This window comes from Allobosea sp. 05L423 (assembly GCF_056397745.1).
This window is the reverse complement of record NZ_JBFTOA010000014.1, coordinates 119,050-134,363: the sequence shown is the minus strand read 5'-3', so window position 1 is coordinate 134,363 and position 15,314 is coordinate 119,050. Positions and strand designations below refer to the sequence as shown.

15 protein-coding genes are annotated in these 15,314 nt (G+C 67.0%); 4 read left to right on the top strand and 11 right to left on the bottom strand.

From position 1 onward, the window contains the following. The coding region (locus AC1DNE_RS23485; protein ID WP_476841204.1) for a phosphoglycerate dehydrogenase at positions 1–852 on the top strand (852 nt) is incomplete at its 5' end. Between the two features lie 157 nt (positions 853–1,009). Here AC1DNE_RS23485 and AC1DNE_RS23480 read toward each other — a convergent pair. From AC1DNE_RS23480 to pobA, 6 genes are all read right to left on the bottom strand, one after another. Then, entirely contained in the window at positions 1,010–1,726 is a 717-nt protein-coding gene (locus AC1DNE_RS23480; RefSeq protein ID WP_441469160.1) for an ABC transporter ATP-binding protein, read from the bottom strand. After that, positions 1,707–2,471 carry an ABC transporter ATP-binding protein gene (locus AC1DNE_RS23475; protein WP_476765371.1) on the bottom strand — a complete coding sequence of 255 codons (765 nt, stop codon included), beginning with the start codon at positions 2,469–2,471 and terminating at the stop codon, positions 1,707–1,709. Before AC1DNE_RS23475 ends, AC1DNE_RS23480 begins: the two co-directional genes overlap by 20 nt. After that, positions 2,468–3,475 carry a branched-chain amino acid ABC transporter permease gene (locus AC1DNE_RS23470; protein WP_476765370.1) on the bottom strand — a complete coding sequence of 336 codons (1,008 nt, stop codon included), beginning with the start codon at positions 3,473–3,475 and terminating at the stop codon, positions 2,468–2,470. The genes AC1DNE_RS23475 and AC1DNE_RS23470 overlap by 4 nt, the downstream gene beginning before the upstream one ends. Position 3,476: 1 nt before the next feature. Continuing rightward, positions 3,477–4,340 carry a branched-chain amino acid ABC transporter permease gene (locus AC1DNE_RS23465; RefSeq protein WP_476765369.1) on the bottom strand — a complete coding sequence of 288 codons (864 nt, stop codon included), beginning with the start codon at positions 4,338–4,340 and terminating at the stop codon, positions 3,477–3,479. A gap of 172 nt (positions 4,341–4,512) precedes the next feature. Beyond that, positions 4,513–5,706 carry an ABC transporter substrate-binding protein gene (locus AC1DNE_RS23460; protein WP_476765368.1) on the bottom strand — a complete coding sequence of 398 codons (1,194 nt, stop codon included), beginning with the start codon at positions 5,704–5,706 and terminating at the stop codon, positions 4,513–4,515. Between the two features lie 271 nt (positions 5,707–5,977). Further along, positions 5,978–7,150 (bottom strand): 4-hydroxybenzoate 3-monooxygenase, encoded by a 1,173-nt coding sequence (gene pobA / locus AC1DNE_RS23455; RefSeq protein WP_476765367.1) that lies wholly within the window; start codon positions 7,148–7,150, stop codon positions 5,978–5,980. Positions 7,151–7,277: 127 nt separating this feature from the next. On the opposite strand from pobA, the gene AC1DNE_RS23450 reads away from it, so the two are divergent. Next, positions 7,278–8,153: a helix-turn-helix domain-containing protein gene (locus AC1DNE_RS23450; protein ID WP_441469154.1), complete on the top strand. Its 876-nt coding sequence runs from the start codon at positions 7,278–7,280 to the stop codon at positions 8,151–8,153. Between the two features lie 6 nt (positions 8,154–8,159). Here the strand turns inward: AC1DNE_RS23450 and pcaDC are convergent, their stop codons facing one another. The 5 genes from pcaDC to AC1DNE_RS23425 form a co-directional block, all read right to left on the bottom strand. Further along, positions 8,160–9,341 carry a bifunctional 3-oxoadipate enol-lactonase/4-carboxymuconolactone decarboxylase PcaDC gene (gene pcaDC, locus AC1DNE_RS23445; protein WP_476765366.1) on the bottom strand — a complete coding sequence of 394 codons (1,182 nt, stop codon included), beginning with the start codon at positions 9,339–9,341 and terminating at the stop codon, positions 8,160–8,162. A 10-nt stretch (positions 9,342–9,351) separates the two neighbouring features. Then, entirely contained in the window at positions 9,352–10,491 is a 1,140-nt protein-coding gene (locus AC1DNE_RS23440; RefSeq protein WP_441469152.1) for a lyase family protein, read from the bottom strand. Further along, the gene (locus tag AC1DNE_RS23435) at positions 10,488–11,150 is read right to left on the bottom strand and encodes a 3-oxoacid CoA-transferase subunit B (RefSeq protein ID WP_441469151.1); all 663 of its coding nucleotides are present in this window, start codon (positions 11,148–11,150) and stop codon (positions 10,488–10,490) included. The genes AC1DNE_RS23440 and AC1DNE_RS23435 overlap by 4 nt, the downstream gene beginning before the upstream one ends. Further along, the gene (locus AC1DNE_RS23430) at positions 11,150–11,860 is read right to left on the bottom strand and encodes a CoA transferase subunit A (RefSeq protein WP_441469150.1); all 711 of its coding nucleotides are present in this window, start codon (positions 11,858–11,860) and stop codon (positions 11,150–11,152) included. Before AC1DNE_RS23430 ends, AC1DNE_RS23435 begins: the two co-directional genes overlap by 1 nt. 200 nt (positions 11,861–12,060) lie before the next feature. Beyond that, on the bottom strand, positions 12,061–12,501 hold the full coding sequence (locus AC1DNE_RS23425) for a PACE efflux transporter (protein WP_476765364.1): 441 nt from the start codon (positions 12,499–12,501) through the stop codon (positions 12,061–12,063). A gap of 88 nt (positions 12,502–12,589) precedes the next feature. Here AC1DNE_RS23425 and AC1DNE_RS23420 point away from each other — a divergent pair, with 88 nt between their 5' ends. Further along, positions 12,590–13,474, top strand: a complete 885-nt coding sequence (locus AC1DNE_RS23420) for a LysR family transcriptional regulator (protein ID WP_476765363.1) — start codon at positions 12,590–12,592, stop codon at positions 13,472–13,474. Positions 13,475–13,718: 244 nt separating this feature from the next. Continuing rightward, positions 13,719–15,284 (top strand): ABC transporter substrate-binding protein, encoded by a 1,566-nt coding sequence (locus AC1DNE_RS23415; protein ID WP_476841203.1) that lies wholly within the window; start codon positions 13,719–13,721, stop codon positions 15,282–15,284. The last annotated feature ends 30 nt before the right edge of the window (positions 15,285–15,314 follow it).

Here is a 15,314-nt window from a genome sequence, read left to right as displayed (position 1 = left end):
CACATGAAGGAGATCATCGCGGAGGCCGACTACGCGATCTCCGGGCAGGTCGGCGTTTCGGCCGATGTGCTGCGGGCGGCGAAGAAGCTGAAGCTGCTGCACAAATGGGGCGTCGGCTACGACAACATCGATATCGCCGCAGCCAAGGAGCTCGGCATCCAGGTCGCGCGCACGACCGGCTCAAACGCCGTAGCCGTTTCCGAATTCGCGATCGGATTGATGCTGTCGACCCTGCGCCTCATCGCCTACGGCAATGCTGAGCTCAAGAAGGGCCATTGGCGCACGGGTCAGTTGCCGTCGGATACCTATACGCTCTCGGGCAAGACGGTCGGCATCGTCGGCTTCGGGGCGATCGGCAAGAATGTCGCGAAGCTTCTGAAGGGCTTCGGCTGCACCATCCTCTACAGCAAGCGCACGCCGCTCGACGTCGCCGAAGAAGCAGCGCTGGGCGTGAAGCATGCTTCGATGGCCGAAATCCTGGCGCAGGCGGACGTCGTCTCGCTGCATTGCCCGCTGACGCCGGAAACCAAGGACCTGATCGATCTGGCGGCCCTGAAGGCAATGAAGAAGACGGCGGTGCTGATCAATGTCGCGCGCGGCGGTGTCGTCAACGAGGCCGATCTCGTCACGGCGCTCAGGGCGAAGGAGATCGCCGGCGCGGCGATGGATGTCTACGAGATCGAGCCGCTCCCGACCGACAGCGAGTTGCTCACGCTCGACAATCTCGTGACCACGCCGCATCTGGCCGCCATGGCGTCCGACAATTTCGCCCCGGTGGTGAAGCGGATGTTCACGAACATGCAGCATGTCTCGCGCGGCGAGCCGGTGCCGCCGCTCGATCTGGTGGTTTGACGCTGGATCCCGTCATTCTCGGGCGAAACGAAGCGTAGACCCGAGAATCTCGAGCAGGATTGGCGCTAGAGCCTCCTTCGGCACGAGATGCTCGGGGCAAGCCCGAGCATGACGGCCGAGCTTGGCGCGAGCCTCGCTTCGGCCAAACCGCGCGTGCTCAGTGCAGCCCGCCGACGCCGACATAGCGTTCCAGCACCGCGGCGTCGGCGCGTAGCGCAGCGGGCTTGCCCGACCAGACGATCCGGCCGCGTTCGAGGACGATGACATCCTCGGCGAAGTCGAGCGCGCTCTCCAGGCGCTGCTCGACGAAGAGGATCGTCATCGCGCCGCTGCCGGCGAGCCGGGTGAAGGCCTCCATCAGCATGTCGCAGATCACGGGAGCGAGGCCTTCCAGCGGCTCGTCGAGCAGCAGCACCGAGGGCTGGCCGAGAATGGTCCGGGCCGTCGCCAGCATCTGCTGCTCGCCGCCGGAGAGCTGCGAGCCGAGATTGCGGCGGCGCTCGTGCAGGCGGGGAAAGAGCGCATAGGCTTCCTCGATGGCGCTGCGCGTGCGGCCTTTCAGCCCGGCGAAGAGGTTCTCCTCGACCGTCAGCCCCTTGAAGATTTCGCGGGTCTGGGGGACGAGGCCGATGCCGCTATGGGCGCGGGCGGCGGTGCCGAGCGCGGTGATGTCGGTGCCGCCGAGGCTGATGCTGCCGGCATAGCGGCGCGTCAGCCCCATCAGGCTCGCCATCAGCGTGGTCTTGCCCATGCCGTTGCGGCCGAGGATGGAGAGGCGCCCGCCCGCCGGCACCGAGAAGGAAACGTCCTCCAGCACATGGGTCTGGCCGTAGCCGGCGCTTAAGGCCCTGACGTCAAGCGTGGCTGCCGGCATGCGCGTAATTCCCGAGATAGGCTTCACGGACCTTGGGGTCCCTGGCGACGTCGGCTGGCAAGCCCTGAAAGATCAGCTCGCCAGCAGCCAGCACCACGACCCGTTTCGCGAAGCGGAAGACGAGGTCCATGTCATGCTCGATCATCAGCACGGCGAGCGAGGCGGGCAGGCGGGCCAGCGCCTCCTCGATGCGCGGGGTATCGGCGGAGGGTACGCCGGCGGCGGGCTCGTCGAGCAGCAGTACCTTGGGACGCTGCGCCAGCGCGATCGCGATCTCGAGCAGGCGCTGCTGGCCATAGGCGATGGTGGCGACCTTGCGGCGCGCGACCTCCGTGAGCCCGAGCGTGGCGAGGATCTCGGCTGCTTCGTCCTGAACTTCGGAGGCGCCATGGAAGCGGGCGAATATGCGCGTCGCCCGGCCGAGCCGCTGCAGGATGGTCATGACGACATGCTCTTCCGGCGTCATGTCGGGGAAGAGGCGCGTGACCTGGAAGGTGCGGACGAGGCCGCGCCTGACGCGCTGGACGGCGCCGATCGCGGTGATGTCCTCACCAGCGAGATGGACGGTGCCGGTGCTCGGCCTGATGCGGCCGGTGACGAGGTTGACGAAGGTGGTCTTGCCGGCGCCGTTGGGGCCGATCAGCGCGAGACGCGCGCCTTCGGCCATTGCAAGGGAGAGGTCATGATTGACCTGGAGCCCGCCGAACTCCTTCGAGAGATGGGAGACCTCGAACAGCGCGGTCATCGGCCTGTTCCCCAGCGTCCGCGCGTCAGCAGGCGGGCCAGTTCGTCCAGCGTGCCGGAAAGCCCACGGGGGGCGAAGAGCACGATGGCGATGAGCACCGCGCCGACCAGCGTCATCCAGTGGAACGGATTGATCGCGGCGACGATATGTTCGAGCGCCATGAAGATCACGGTGCCGATCAGCGCGCCGTAGAGGCTGCCGATGCCGCCGAGCACCAGCATGACGAGAGCGTTGGCCGAAATCTCGAAACTCACGCTGTCGAGGCCGACGACCTGCGTCGCGATGGCCGCGAGCGCGCCACCCATGCCGGCGACGGCGCCGGAGATCACGAACATCTTGACCAGCACCGGGAAGGCGAAGATGCCGAGCGCGCTGATGCGCAACGGGTCCTCCTTGAGGCCGCGGCAGACCATGCCGAAGGGCGAGCGCACGATGAGGCGCAGGGCCGCGAAGACGACGATGAGCAGAGCGAGGCCGAAGAAATAGGCGGCGCGGCCCCAGAGATCGAACTCGAAGACGCCGAAGAGCGGCGCGGGGACCATGCCGGAAAGGCCATCGCTGCCGCCGGTGATCGAGGAGGCCTTGTTGGCGGCCTCGTGCAGCAGCTGGACGATCGCGATCGAGAGCACGAGCTGTGGCAGGCCATGGGCGCGCAACATCACCGCGCCCATGAGCAGGCCCATGACGGCGCCAGCGGCGGCGCCGATCAGGATGAGGAGGAAGGGCTCGGTCACGCCGTGCACGCAGGCGATGCCGGCGGCATAGGCACCCGCGCCGTAGAGCGCGCCCTGGCCGAGCGAGGCAATGCCGCAATAGCCGACGATCAGGTCGAGCGAGAGCACGAGCAGCGCCACCGAGATGACGCGGGTCAGGAAGGCGAGGTTGTCGGGGAAGAGCACATAGCCGGCGAGGCCGACGAGCGCGATCAGGACAAGGCCGACCAGGTCACGGCCAAGCGGCCGGAGGCGACGGGTGGCGGGGCGCGGGAGCGAGGCGTCCGTCATCCTACTGTGCCCGTCCCATCAGGCCGCGCGGGAAGGCGCAGACGATCAGGATCACCGCGAGATAGAAGAAGAAATTGCCGAACTCCGGCACGAGATAGCGCCCGGTGACGTCGATGGCGCCGAGCAGCAGGCAGGCGGCAAGCGCGCCGGGAATCGAGCCGGCGCCGCCGACAGAGACGACGACGAGGAAGGTCACCATATAGCGCAGCGCGTAGTAGGGCTCGATCGGCAGGAACTCGGCGCCGACCACGCCGCCGAAGGCGGCGAGCCCGATCGCGAGCGCGAAGCTCGCCGCATAGATGATATCTGTGCGCACGCCGAGCGCGCGGGCCATCGGGGCATTCTCGACGGCGGCGCGCAGAAGGATGCCGAAACCGGTGCGCTCGATCAGGAGCCAGAGGCCGCCGGCGACGACGATGCCGCTCGCGATGACGAAGAGGCGGTGGCTGGCGATGCTGCGGAAGCCGAGATCGATCGGCCGAGCGAGCTCCGGCGGGAGCGGAATCGTCTTCAGCGTCGGGCCGAAGAAGTAGTTGGTGATGCCGATGACGCAGAAGGTGATGCCGATCGTCATCAGCACCTGGGAAAGCTCGCTGCGGTCGTAGATGCGGCGATAGAGCAGGCGCTCCAGCGGGATCGCGAGGAGCACCGTCCCGAGCATGGCGAGCAAGATGCCGAAGCCGTAGCCGAGCCCGAGGTCGCGCGCCGCATAGGAGGCAATGTAGCCGCCGATCATGGCGAAGGCGCCATGGGCGAGATTGACCACCCGCATCAGCCCCATCGTCAGCGACAGGCCGATGCAGATGATGAACAGCGCCATGCCATAGGCGAAGGCGTCCATGGCGATGCTCAGCGCGGTCTGCATCTGCGGGCCTCGTTACTGCTCGGCGTGCCGCAGCCGGGCAATGCCGCCGTCATGCCCGGGCTTGACCCGAGCATCTCGCGACGGGGAGGCACCAGAGCCTCCTTCTGGAGATTCTCGGGTCTGCGCTTCGCTTCGCCCGAGAATGACGGATGTTGCCACCGCAAGATGGTCCTCACTTGGCGAGGCCGGGATCCTTCTGATCCGGGACGCTGGCGATCTCCTTGTTGATCCAGCGGCCCTGCGCGTCCTTGGCGACCTCGCGCAGGTAGATCGTCTGGGTGATGTGGCGGGTCTCCGGATCGATCTTGACCGGGCCGCGCGGGCTCTCCCAGGCAAGGCCCTTCACGGCCTCGACGGCCTTTTCCGCATCCTGCTTGCCGCCGGTCGCCGCGATCATCTTGGAAATCACGAACATGCCGTCATAGGCGCCGACGGCCGGGAAGGAGAGCAGGTCCGGCGCGCCGATTGCCTTGTCGGCGGCGGCGACGAAGCGCTTGTTGATCTCGGAGTCGTGCGAAACGGCGTAGTGGAAGGAGGTCACCATCCCTGCGGCGGCCTCGCCGAGCGCCGGCAGATCGGATTCCTGCGTCAGGTCGCCGGTGGCGAAGAGTTTGACGCCAGCCTGCTTCAGGCCGGTGTCGCTGAACGCCTTGACGAAGCCGAGCGTCGGGGGCCCGGAAGGCAGGAAGGCGAAGACACCCTGCGCACCGGCATCGCGGATGCGCTGCATGATCGGGCTGAACTCGGTGGTGTTGAGCGGCATGCGGATCGATTCGACGACCTCGCCGCCCGCGGCCTCGATCGCCTTCTTGAAGGCGCCCTCGGCGTCGACGCCCGGCCCGTAGTCGGTGACGACCGAGACGAACTTCTTGATGCCGCGGTCCACCGCGGCCTTGCCGATCGGCGTCGCGGTCTGCGCCGTGGTGAAGGACGTGCGCACCACCAGCGGGGAGGAGTTCATGATCGCCGAGGTCGCGGCGTTGAAGATCACCAGCGGCACGTTGCCCTGCTTCAGCAGCGGGGTGATCGCCATCGCGTCCGGGGTGAAATAGACGCCGCCGAGATACTGCACCTTGTCGCGCACAATCAGTTCCTGCGCGAGAGCGCGGGCCTGCTGCGGATTGGCCGTCGGAAGGTCGCGATAGACCAGCTCGATGTCGTGGCCGGCGACGGTCTTGCCGTTCTGCGCCAGCCAGGCCTCGGCGCCGGCCTGGAAGTTCTTCCCCTGCAAGGCGAAGGGGCCGGAGAAAGGCCCGATGATGCCGACCTTGATGGTGTCGGCGCTGGCCGCGCCGCTCAGGCCCCAGGCGCCCGCGAGTGCCAGGGCGCCGGCGCGCAGCAGCCGGCCGAAGGATGTCTTCTGCATTGTTCTCTACCTCCCGATATCGTGCGCCGCTGCGGCTATGTCCTCTGCCGTGCGGCGGGCGTCGCCGTTCGTTCCTGGTCGGATCGCCATGCGGAGGCGTCCGGCTCTTGTTGTCACCAACGCAATTTTTCGCCTGAGGGCAATGCCCGTCGCCTTCGGATGCCGGAAGCTATCAGGCCGAAACAGTCTCGAAGGTGAATTCGTCTCCCGGTGGTGGGCCAAGAGATGGCCTGTCCGTCCTGCTGGCTCGTCGTGCCCTGCGTAACAGGGTCTAATAGGGCAGGCCGACATAATTCTCCGCGATGGTGATGCCTGCTGCCCGCGACTGCGTGAGATACTCGAATTCGGCCTGCTGGATGCGCTGGCCGAAGCCATCCTTCTCCGGGAAGCGATGCAGCAGGTTCGTCATCCACCAGGAGAAGCGCTCCGCCTTCCAGACGCGGGCGAGCGCGCGGGACGAATAGGCATCGAGGCCGGCGTCCGAATGGTCGCGATAGTGCTCGCGCAGCGCGTCGAAGAGATAGCGTACGTCGCTCGCCGCGAGGTTGAGCCCCTTGGCTCCCGTCGGCGGCACGATATGGGCGGCGTCGCCGGCGAGGAAGAGCCGGCCGAAGCGCATCGGTTCGGCCACGAAGCTGCGCAGCGGCGCGATGCTCTTCTCGAGCGAAGGGCCGGTCATCACCGCATCGGCTACCGCCGTGGGCAGGCGCCGGCGCAACTCGTCGAAGAAGGCGTCGTCCGACCAGTTCTCGACCCGCTCCTCCAGCGGAACCTGGACGTAGTAGCGGCTGCGCTCGGCCGAACGCATCGAACAAAGCGCGAAGCCGCGCTCGTGATTGGCATAGACCAGCTCATGCGCCGCCGGCGGGCGATCCACCAGCAAGCCGAGCCAGCCGAACGGGTAGACGCGCTCGAAGATATGCAGCGCATCTGCCGGGACGGAGGCGCGGGAGACGCCGTGATAGCCATCGCAGCCGGCGATGAAGTCGCAATGCAGCTCCTCGGCCTGCCCGCTCGCCCGGAAGGTCACGCGCGGCGAAGTGCCGCCGAAATCGTGCAGCGCGACGTCTTCGGCTTCGTAGAATGTCGTCCGGCCGAGCGCCTGGCGGGCGTCGATGAGATCGTGCGTCACCTCGGTCTGGCCGTAGACGGTGACTGTCTTGCCGCCGCTGAGTTCCTTCAGGTCGATGCGGTGGAGCGCGCCGCGGAAGGCGAGCGCGAAGCCGTCATGGACGATACCTTCACGGTCGAGCCGGCCGCCGACGCCCGCCTCGTGCAGGAGATCGACCATGCCCTGTTCGAGCACCCCGGCACGGATGCGGGAGAGCACATAATCGGCGCTGCGCCGTTCGAGGATGACGTTGTCGATGCCGGCACGCGACAGAAGCTGCCCGAGCAGCAAGCCGGCAGGTCCGGCGCCGATGATGGCGACCTGCGTTCGCATTCTTTTTTCCTCCCACGAAGCGACGATTTGCACCGTTCGATCCGCAAGCCGAGAGTAACGCTTTCGCTGCAATTGACGGAATGGAGGATTCGCGCATTGTCTTGGACAAATCGATCCTGAGGACAGCATGCCCGGCAGAAGCGTCCCCGCCTATTGGCTCTATGGCGAGCGCCTGACGGACCGCTTCCCCGACGCGCTGCATATCGAGCCCATCGTGGCGCGCAGCTCATTGCATGGCTGGACGATCCAGCCGCATCTGCACCACGATCTCTTCCAGTTCTTCCTGGTCGCGCAGGGCGGCGGCCGGACCCGCGTCGACGGCCGCGAGCAGGGTCTCTCGCCGGGGTCGGTGCTGCTGCTGCCGCCGTCGACCATCCACGAATTCGCTTTCCTCGATGGCACCAACGGCTTCGTCGCCAGCGCAGCGGCGACCTCGCTGAAGCGTCTGTTCGCCAGCGAGCCGGAGGCTCGTGCCCTGCTCGGAACGGCCGCGGTACTGCATGTGCCGGTCGGGAGCGCGGAGTTCGCCGGTCTCGACGCGATGATGCGGCTTGCGATGAGCGAATTCGCCGCGAACCTGCCGGTGCGGGAGTTTTCACTCGGCGCCTATGCCGACCTGATCGCTTCCTGGTTCGTGCGGGCCACGCGCGGGGCGCGGGCGGTGGCCGAGCCGGCGCGGGACGCGAGGGCCGAACTGGTCCGCCGTTTCGTCGAACAGGTCGAGGCGCGCTTCCGGCATCATGATGCGCTGACTGACTATGCGCGGGCGCTCGGCGCCTCGGTGCCGCATCTGTCACGCAGCTGCCGGGAACTGCTCGGCCATTCGGCGGCCCGCGTCATCCAGGATCGGCTGATGATCGAGGCGCGGCGTGATCTGGTCTACACGGCGATGTCGATCTCGCAGATCTCGTTCCGGCTGGGCTTTTCCGATCCGGCCTATTTCTCGCGCTTCTTCGCCAAGCGCGCGGGCCTGTCACCTTCGGACTATCGGGTGAAGGCCTGACGCCGATCAGGCCGAAGCTTCAATTTCCTTCATCACAGCCGCGGCTTCGGCGAAGGCGGTGTTGCCGGCAGGCACGCCGGCATAGATCGCCGTCTGCATCAGCACTTCCTTGAGGTCGTCCTGCGTGAAGCCGCCCCGGCTCAATCCTGCCCGGACATGCAGGCGGAACTCCTCCCAGCGGCCGAGGCTCGCGGTGATGGCGACGACCAGCAGGCGCCGCGTGCGGTCGTCGAGGCCGGGCCGGCTCCAGATCTCCTGCCAGGCGATGCGGGTTATCATGGCCTGGAAGTCGGCGTTGAACGGCGTGCGATTGGCGAGCGAGCGATCGACCCAGGCGTCACCCAAGACGCGGCGGCGATTCTTCAGCCCGGCCTCGAACAGGGTCTCCGCAGCTTCGGCCGCATTCGGGCCGGGCAACAGGAAGCCACGCAGCGCGCCTGCCAGGGCAGCGGGTGCCTCGAGCGGGGCGAGATGGCCGCAGTCGAGCCGTTCCAGCTTCACGTTCGGGATTGCCGCGACGAGGTTCTCGCCATGGCCGGCGAAGGGGGTCGAGGCATCGCGTTCGCCAACGACGACGAGCGTCGGGCAGGCGAGGCCGGGAAGGCGGCCGATCAGATCCATGTCGCGGATGGCGGCGCCGGCGCCGGCATAGCCTTCGCGGGCCATGGCGACGAGACCGCGCCGCACACTCTCGGCGACTGCCGGCTGGCCGATGGCGAAAGCCGGTGAGAGGAAACGCTGCATGGCGAGATCGGCGATCGCCATCGTGCCGCCGGCGCGGACCTTTTCAACGCGATCCTGCCATGCCGCGGGGTCCATGGTGGCCGAGGTGCAGATCAGCGCCAGCGCCGAGACGCGCTCGGGCTTCGAGAGGGCGAACTCCATCGCGATCATGCCGCCGAGCGAGACACCGGCAACGGCGGCCTGCGCGATGCCGGCAGCGTCCATCACGGCAGCGACATCACCAGCCAACTGGGAGAGGGTGTAGTCGCCGTCGGGAGCATCGGAAGCGCCGTGGCCGCGGGTGTCGAGCCGCAGGACACGGAAGGAGAGTAGGAGGGCGGGGATCGCAGCGTCCCAGAGGCCGAGATCAGTGCCGATCGAGTTCAGCAGCACGAGCGCCGGCTTGTCGTCCGTGCCTTCGAGTTTCCAGTAGATGCGGGCGCCGCCGCTTGCTGCAAAAGGCATCGTCCGTCCCTTAGTCCTGCTGCGCGAGCAGCGCGGCGACCAAGGCCGGGCTCTCGCCGATATCGCTCCCGAGACCGGCTGCCGTGAGATTGCGGGCGATCGCTGCCTCGTCGACCTCAAGCCCTTCCGCGATCGTCGCCATTGCCTCGGCCGCGCCGGCTGCGATCAGGAAGAGCTCGGCCAAGGCCGGGCCTTCTGCCTGCCAGCCGCCGAGACCGCGTTCCTGCTCGGCCGGAAGACCGGCGAGGATGCCGGCGACGAGGCCGGGCGCCCGCAAGGCGGCCGAAAGCGCAACCTGGCAACCGGTGGGGTTGCGCTTGTGGGCCATGGCGGAGGAGCCGCCGCGGCCGGGGATCGCGGGTTCGCGGGCCTCACTGACACCGTTCTGGGCCAGGAGCGAGACGTCGCGCGCCATCTTGCCGAGCGCGCCGATGGCGATGGCGAGCGCCGTCGCAATGCCGGCGATGCCGCCGCGGCGGGCATGCCAGGGCGGCGTGTCGGGCAGGTCGAGCGCGGCGGCGAGGCGCGCCGACACAGCCGCGCCCTTGCCGCCGAGACCGGCGCGCGAGCCGGCGGCGCCGCCGAATTGCAGCGTTGCGCCCGTTTCGACCTCGCGTCGCAGGCGCGCGGCCGCTTCCACCACGCCGGCCTGCCAATGCGCGATGCGCAGGCCGAAGCCGATCGGCAGCGCGTCCTGCAGAAGTGTGCGGCCGATGGCCGGGGTCGCGGCATGGCGCTGTGCGAGGGTGGTGAGCGCCGTCGCGACGCGCTTGAGATCGCGGTCGAGCAGGCTGCTCGCGGCGCGGATCTGGCAGGCCAGTACGGTATCGGCGACATCCTGGCTGGTGGCGCCCTTGTGGAGGGCCTTGGCGGCTTCGCCCGTCAGGGCGGCGCGAAGCCGTGCCACCAGCGGAATCGCCAGCGTGCCGGCGAGCGCGGCTTCCTCGGCGAGCGCGGCGGTGTCGATCGCGATGGTCGCGCAAAGCGCGGCGATCGCCTCGGCGGCCTCGGAAGCAATCAGTCCTTCCGCCGCCTCGGCACGTGCGAGCTCGGCTTCGAAGGCGAGCGCATGCCGAAGCGTGGCCGTGTCCGCGAACACGGCCAGCATCGCTTCGGTGGTCGCCTGCCTCGTTCTGAGGAGGGCGCTCACGCGGCCTTTGCGAGGGTGGAGGCGACGGCGAAGGGAGCCGCCGTCTTGGCCTTGACCTCGTCGAGGGTGACGCCTGGCGCGAGCTCGATCAGGGTGAGCCCGCCGCCCTTTTCCTTGTCGCAGCTCATGACGCAGAGATCGGTGATGATGAGGTCGACCACGCCGGCGCCGGTCAGCGGCAGGCTGCAACGCTCCAGCACCTTGGATTCGCCCGCCTTGTTGGCGTGATCCATCACCACGATGACCTTCTTGACTCCGGCGACGAGGTCCATCGCGCCGCCCATGCCCTTCACCATCTTGCCGGGGATGGTCCAGTTGGCGATGTCGCCATTGGCCGCCACTTCCATCGCGCCGAGGATGGTCAGGTCGATATGGCCACCGCGGATCATCGCGAAGCTGTCGGCCGAGGAGAAGAAGCTGGAGCTCGGCAGGATCGTGATCGTCTGTTTGCCGGCATTGATCAGGTCGGGATCGGCCTCGCCCTCATAGGGAAAGGGGCCGATGCCGAGCAGGCCGTTCTCCGACTGCAGGGTCACGTCGACGCCATCGGGAATGTAGTTCGCCACCAGCGTGGGAATGCCGATGCCGAGATTGACGTAGAAGCCGTCCTTCAGTTCCTTGGCCGCGCGCGCGGCCACCTCTTCACGGGTCCAGGCCATTATGCCGCCTCCCTCTTGCGCTCGGTCAGCTTCTCGATCTTCTTCTCGTTGATCGTGCTCTTGATGATGCGGTCGACATAGATGCCCGGCGTGTGGATCGCCTCGGGGTCGAGCGATCCGACTGGCACGATCTCCTCGACTTCGGCGACCGTCACCTTGCCGGCGGTCGCCATGTTCGGGTTGAAGTTGCGGGCCGTGCGCCGATAGACGAGGTTGCCGGCGGTGTCGGCCTTCCAGGCCTTGACGATGGCGAGGTCGGCCCGGAGCCAGGTCTCGCGGACATAGAGGTGCCCTTCGAATTCCTCGACCGGCTTGCCTTCGGCGACCACGGTGCCGACGCCGGTCTTGGTGTAGAAGGCCGGGATGCCGGCGCCGCCGGCACGGATGCGCTCGGCCAGCGTGCCCTGCGGGTTGAGCTCGAGCTCGAGCTCGCCGGCGAGATATTGCTGTTCGAACAGCTTGTTCTCGCCGACATAGGACGCGATCATCTTCCTGATCTGCCGGGTCTGCAGCAGCATCCACAGGCCGAAGCCGTCGGCGCCGGCATTGTTAGAGATCACCGTCAGGTTCTTCACGCCGGAGTCGCGGATCTGCGGAATCAGGCTCTCGGGATTGCCCGACAGGCCGAAGCCGCCCGACATGATCGTCATCCCATCGAAAAGCAGCCCCTCCAGCGCAGCCGCAGGGCCGTCGTAAATCTTGCGCGTCATCGGTCCTCCAAGGGCGCGGCTTGGCGCCGCGGCATTCGCTCCGGTGTCCCTGCCGCCGTGGCGCCAAAGCGCCGCCTTCGGGTCGGTCCAAAGTTTCCGGCGCGATCAGAATACGAACGCGGGAGAATGTCCATGGCCGCGACGCAACAGAGGCCAAGCCCTTGAAGAAAGGTTGGGCACGCGGCCCCGCCTTGCGGATTTCAGGCTGCGGCCATCCGCTCCGGCCCGGGGATCGGGAAGACCCGGTCATAGGCCAGATTGAACAGGAAGGCGTAGACCACGTAGAAAATCACGATGGCGAGATCCATCAGGAAGGTCTCCCACAGGCCCATGCCGAGATACCAGGCGATCGGCGGCAGCAACAGCAGGAGAAGGCCGCCCTCGAAGAGCAGCACATGCAGCACGCGGGTCAGGATGTTCTTCCGCGTGTGCCCGACGAGCCGGTGCATGGCGTGGTCGAAGCCGAGGTTGAAGAAGAAATTCCAGATCGTCGCGACGGTGGCCGAGCCGACGCCGATCACGCCCATATGCGTCGCCGGCAGGCCGAACAGCTGGGCGCCGCCGGGAATCACGAGCGCCAGTCCGATCGCCTCGAACAGCAGGGTATGGCGAACCCGGTCGGGAAAGGAGCGCATCGACATTCAAAACACCTGTTGTTCTCGTTGACGCGCCGCTTTCTATCGCCAAATTTGAGCGTCTCAAGTTAGGTATTATCTGGATTGCAGATAGATGAGTGTATCTTTCGAGCAGTTGGAAGCCTTTGTCGCGGCGGCCGAGCGCGGCTCCTTCTCGGCGGCGGGCCGGGCTCTGCGCAAGGCGCAGTCGGCCGTCAGCACGCAGGTGGCCAATCTGGAGGAGGATCTGGGAATCGCGCTGTTCAGCCGGGCCGGCCGCAGCCCCGTGCTGACGGCGGCGGGCGAGCGGCTGCTGCGCGAGGCGAAGGTGATCCTCGACCGGCGCGAGCATCTGGTCGGTGTCGCCAGCGGCTTCGAGGCGCATGTCGAAAAGCGGCTCGTGGTCGCGATCGACGAGCTCTATCCGGAGCATCTGCTGGGTACGCTCTTCGCGGATTTCGCCCGGCAGTTCCCGCATGTCGAGCTGGAGCTGCTCTTCCCGCTGATGGAGGATGTCAGCCAGCTCGTCCTGGCCGGGCAAGCCGATATCGGGGTGATGTGGCGGCAGGAGGTGCTGCCGCCTGAGCTCGGCTTCCAGACGGTCGGCTGGGTGCCGATCAAGCTCGTCTGCGGCAAGGGACATCCGCTGGCCGGCACCCGCGTCGATTGGGAAGATCTCAAGCGGCACCGCCAGATCCTCATCGCGGCGCGAGGGGACGGGCCGGAGAAGCAGCGCCTGCGGGTCGCGGCAGAGGTCTGGTGGGTCGAGAGCCACTGGGTCATCCTGCAGCTGGTGAAGCAGGGCATCGGCTGGGCCTTCGTCTCCAGCTATGTCATCGAGCATTCGCCAGTAGCGGCCGACCTCGTCACTCCCGACCTGCAGTTCGATAATTTCGACCTGCCCGTGGCGCTGGAGATGGTCTGGCACAAGCAGCGCCCCTGCGGCCCGGCTGCGGCCTGGCTGCGCGAGCGCTTTGCCGCTGCACGCATTGCCGCCTGATCCCATCCGGTTTCGTCGGCGCGGAGCTCGAAGCACTGTATGGCTTCGCTAGCCTTAAAATCCGGAATTAAATTACACGCTCGCGATCGGGTCTCTCTCGAAGAGCAGGGCTGAAATCGAGAGAAAATCGCCATTCATGCCGAATTTCGACTCTCGGCTTGTCATGCGGGGCGATCACGTAGTATCCGTATTGGTAATAAAATTTCATAATGCCGCCGAGGGCGGTTTCTTGTGGGGAGTGATTATGCAGAACGATTCCTTCTCTCGCGCTGCCGTGACGCGGCGCGGCCTGGGTGGCCTCGCGGCCGGTCTCGCCGCTTCGACCGTGCTCGCGCCGGCTGCCGGCTGGGCCCAGGCCGCCTCAAGCGCGAACCTTGCCATGGTCGGGGAGCCGCAGTCGCTCGATCCGATGGCGTCGACCGCCGATCTCGTCGGCACCATCATGCAGCATGTCTACGAGCCGCTGTTCACCTTCGACGCCAACTGGGCAACGCAGCCGATGCTCGCCGCCGCGCTGCCGACCGTCTCGGCCGACGGCAAGACCTACACGATCGAGCTGCGCAAGGGCGTGAAGCTGCACAATGGCCGCGACCTCGATGCCGAGGACGTGGTGGCTTCGCTGAAGCGCTGGTTCGACATGACGCCGCGCGGCAAGGGCCTGGCGAAGAGCCTTGCCAGCCTGACTGCTAAGGGGCCGACCAAGGTCGAGATCGTGCTGAACAAGGTCGAGCCGGCGCTGCTGGCGCATCTGGCACTGCCGTCCGGCTTCGCTGCGATCATGGCGAAGGAATCGATCGCCAATCCGCTGACCGAGTTCGTCGGCACGGGTCCCTACAAGTTCCGCGAGCGCAAGCCCGACCAGTTCGTCGTGCTGGTGAAGCACGAGGGCTATGCTTCGCGCAGCGAGCCGGCTTCCGGCTATGCGGGCAAGCGCGAGGCCAAGATCGACGAACTCCGCTTCATCCCGGTGCCGAACGCCAATACCCGGCTCGAGGGCGTGATCGCGGGCCAGTACCAGTTCTCCGACCAGCTCGCGGTCGAGAGCTTCAAGAAGCTGTCCGGGGCGAGCGCGGCGCGGGCCGTGCTGACCATGCCCTTCGGCTTTCCCTATTTCCCGACCAACACCAAGCAGGGCCCGATGGCCGATCTGAAGGTCCGCCAGGCCTTCCAGATGGCGCTCGACCTCGAAGAGGTGCTGATGGCCGGCTTCGGCGAGCCGAAGTTCTTCGCGACCGCCGCCGAGCACTTCCCGAAGGGCTCGCCGTTCTTTTCCGAGGCCGGCAAGGACAAGTACAGCAAGGGCGATGCGGCCGGCGCCAAGAAGCTGCTGGCCGAGGCCAAGTATGACGGCACGCCGATCCGTATCCTCAATTCGAAGCAGTACGACTTCCATCACCGCATGGCGCTCGTCATGGCCGAGCAGCTGAAGGCGGCCGGCTTCAAGGTTCAGCTCGATGTCGTCGACTGGGCGACGCTGATCCAGCGGCGTGGCGATCCGGCTCTGTGGGACATCTACATCACCCATTCGGCCTTCCTGCCCGAGCCGATGCTCTCCCCGCCGCAGCTCGGCGAAGGCGCGCCAGGCTGGTGGTCGAGCCCGGCCAAGGAAGCCGCGCTCGCCGCCTTCAATGCCGAGCCGGACCCGGCCAAGCGCGGCGCGCTCTGGGGCAAGGTCCAGCAGGTGATCTATGACGAGGTGCCCTATATCCGCGCCGGCAATTTCGGCGCGCTCTCCGGCGCCTCGGCCAAGATGACCGACTACGCCGCGATGCCGTGGCCGTCCTTCTGGAACGTCGGCCTGACCAAGTGATCCGGCCGGAGTAAGCGGCCCATCATCGGC

Bases quoted from the DNA above. Each gene is read 5' to 3' on its own strand.
- AC1DNE_RS23420 (WP_476765363.1), top strand. From the start codon at position 12,590: ATGAGTGTATCTTTCGAGCAGTTGGAAGCCTTTGTCGCGGCGGCCGAG.
- AC1DNE_RS23460 (WP_476765368.1), bottom strand. From the start codon at position 5,706: ATGCAGAAGACATCCTTCGGCCGGCTGCTGCGCGCCGGCGCCCTGGCA.
- AC1DNE_RS23425 (WP_476765364.1), bottom strand. From the start codon at position 12,501: ATGTCGATGCGCTCCTTTCCCGACCGGGTTCGCCATACCCTGCTGTTC.
- AC1DNE_RS23470 (WP_476765370.1), bottom strand. From the start codon at position 3,475: ATGACGGACGCCTCGCTCCCGCGCCCCGCCACCCGTCGCCTCCGGCCG.
- pcaDC (WP_476765366.1), bottom strand. From the start codon at position 9,341: ATGCCTTTTGCAGCAAGCGGCGGCGCCCGCATCTACTGGAAACTCGAA.
- AC1DNE_RS23450 (WP_441469154.1), top strand. From the start codon at position 7,278: ATGCCCGGCAGAAGCGTCCCCGCCTATTGGCTCTATGGCGAGCGCCTG.
- AC1DNE_RS23430 (WP_441469150.1), bottom strand. From the start codon at position 11,860: ATGACGCGCAAGATTTACGACGGCCCTGCGGCTGCGCTGGAGGGGCTG.
- AC1DNE_RS23435 (WP_441469151.1), bottom strand. From the start codon at position 11,150: ATGGCCTGGACCCGTGAAGAGGTGGCCGCGCGCGCGGCCAAGGAACTG.
- AC1DNE_RS23480 (WP_441469160.1), bottom strand. From the start codon at position 1,726: ATGCCGGCAGCCACGCTTGACGTCAGGGCCTTAAGCGCCGGCTACGGC.
- AC1DNE_RS23465 (WP_476765369.1), bottom strand. From the start codon at position 4,340: ATGCAGACCGCGCTGAGCATCGCCATGGACGCCTTCGCCTATGGCATG.
- pobA (WP_476765367.1), bottom strand. From the start codon at position 7,150: ATGCGAACGCAGGTCGCCATCATCGGCGCCGGACCTGCCGGCTTGCTG.
- AC1DNE_RS23415 (WP_476841203.1), top strand. From the start codon at position 13,719: ATGCAGAACGATTCCTTCTCTCGCGCTGCCGTGACGCGGCGCGGCCTG.
- AC1DNE_RS23475 (WP_476765371.1), bottom strand. From the start codon at position 2,471: ATGACCGCGCTGTTCGAGGTCTCCCATCTCTCGAAGGAGTTCGGCGGG.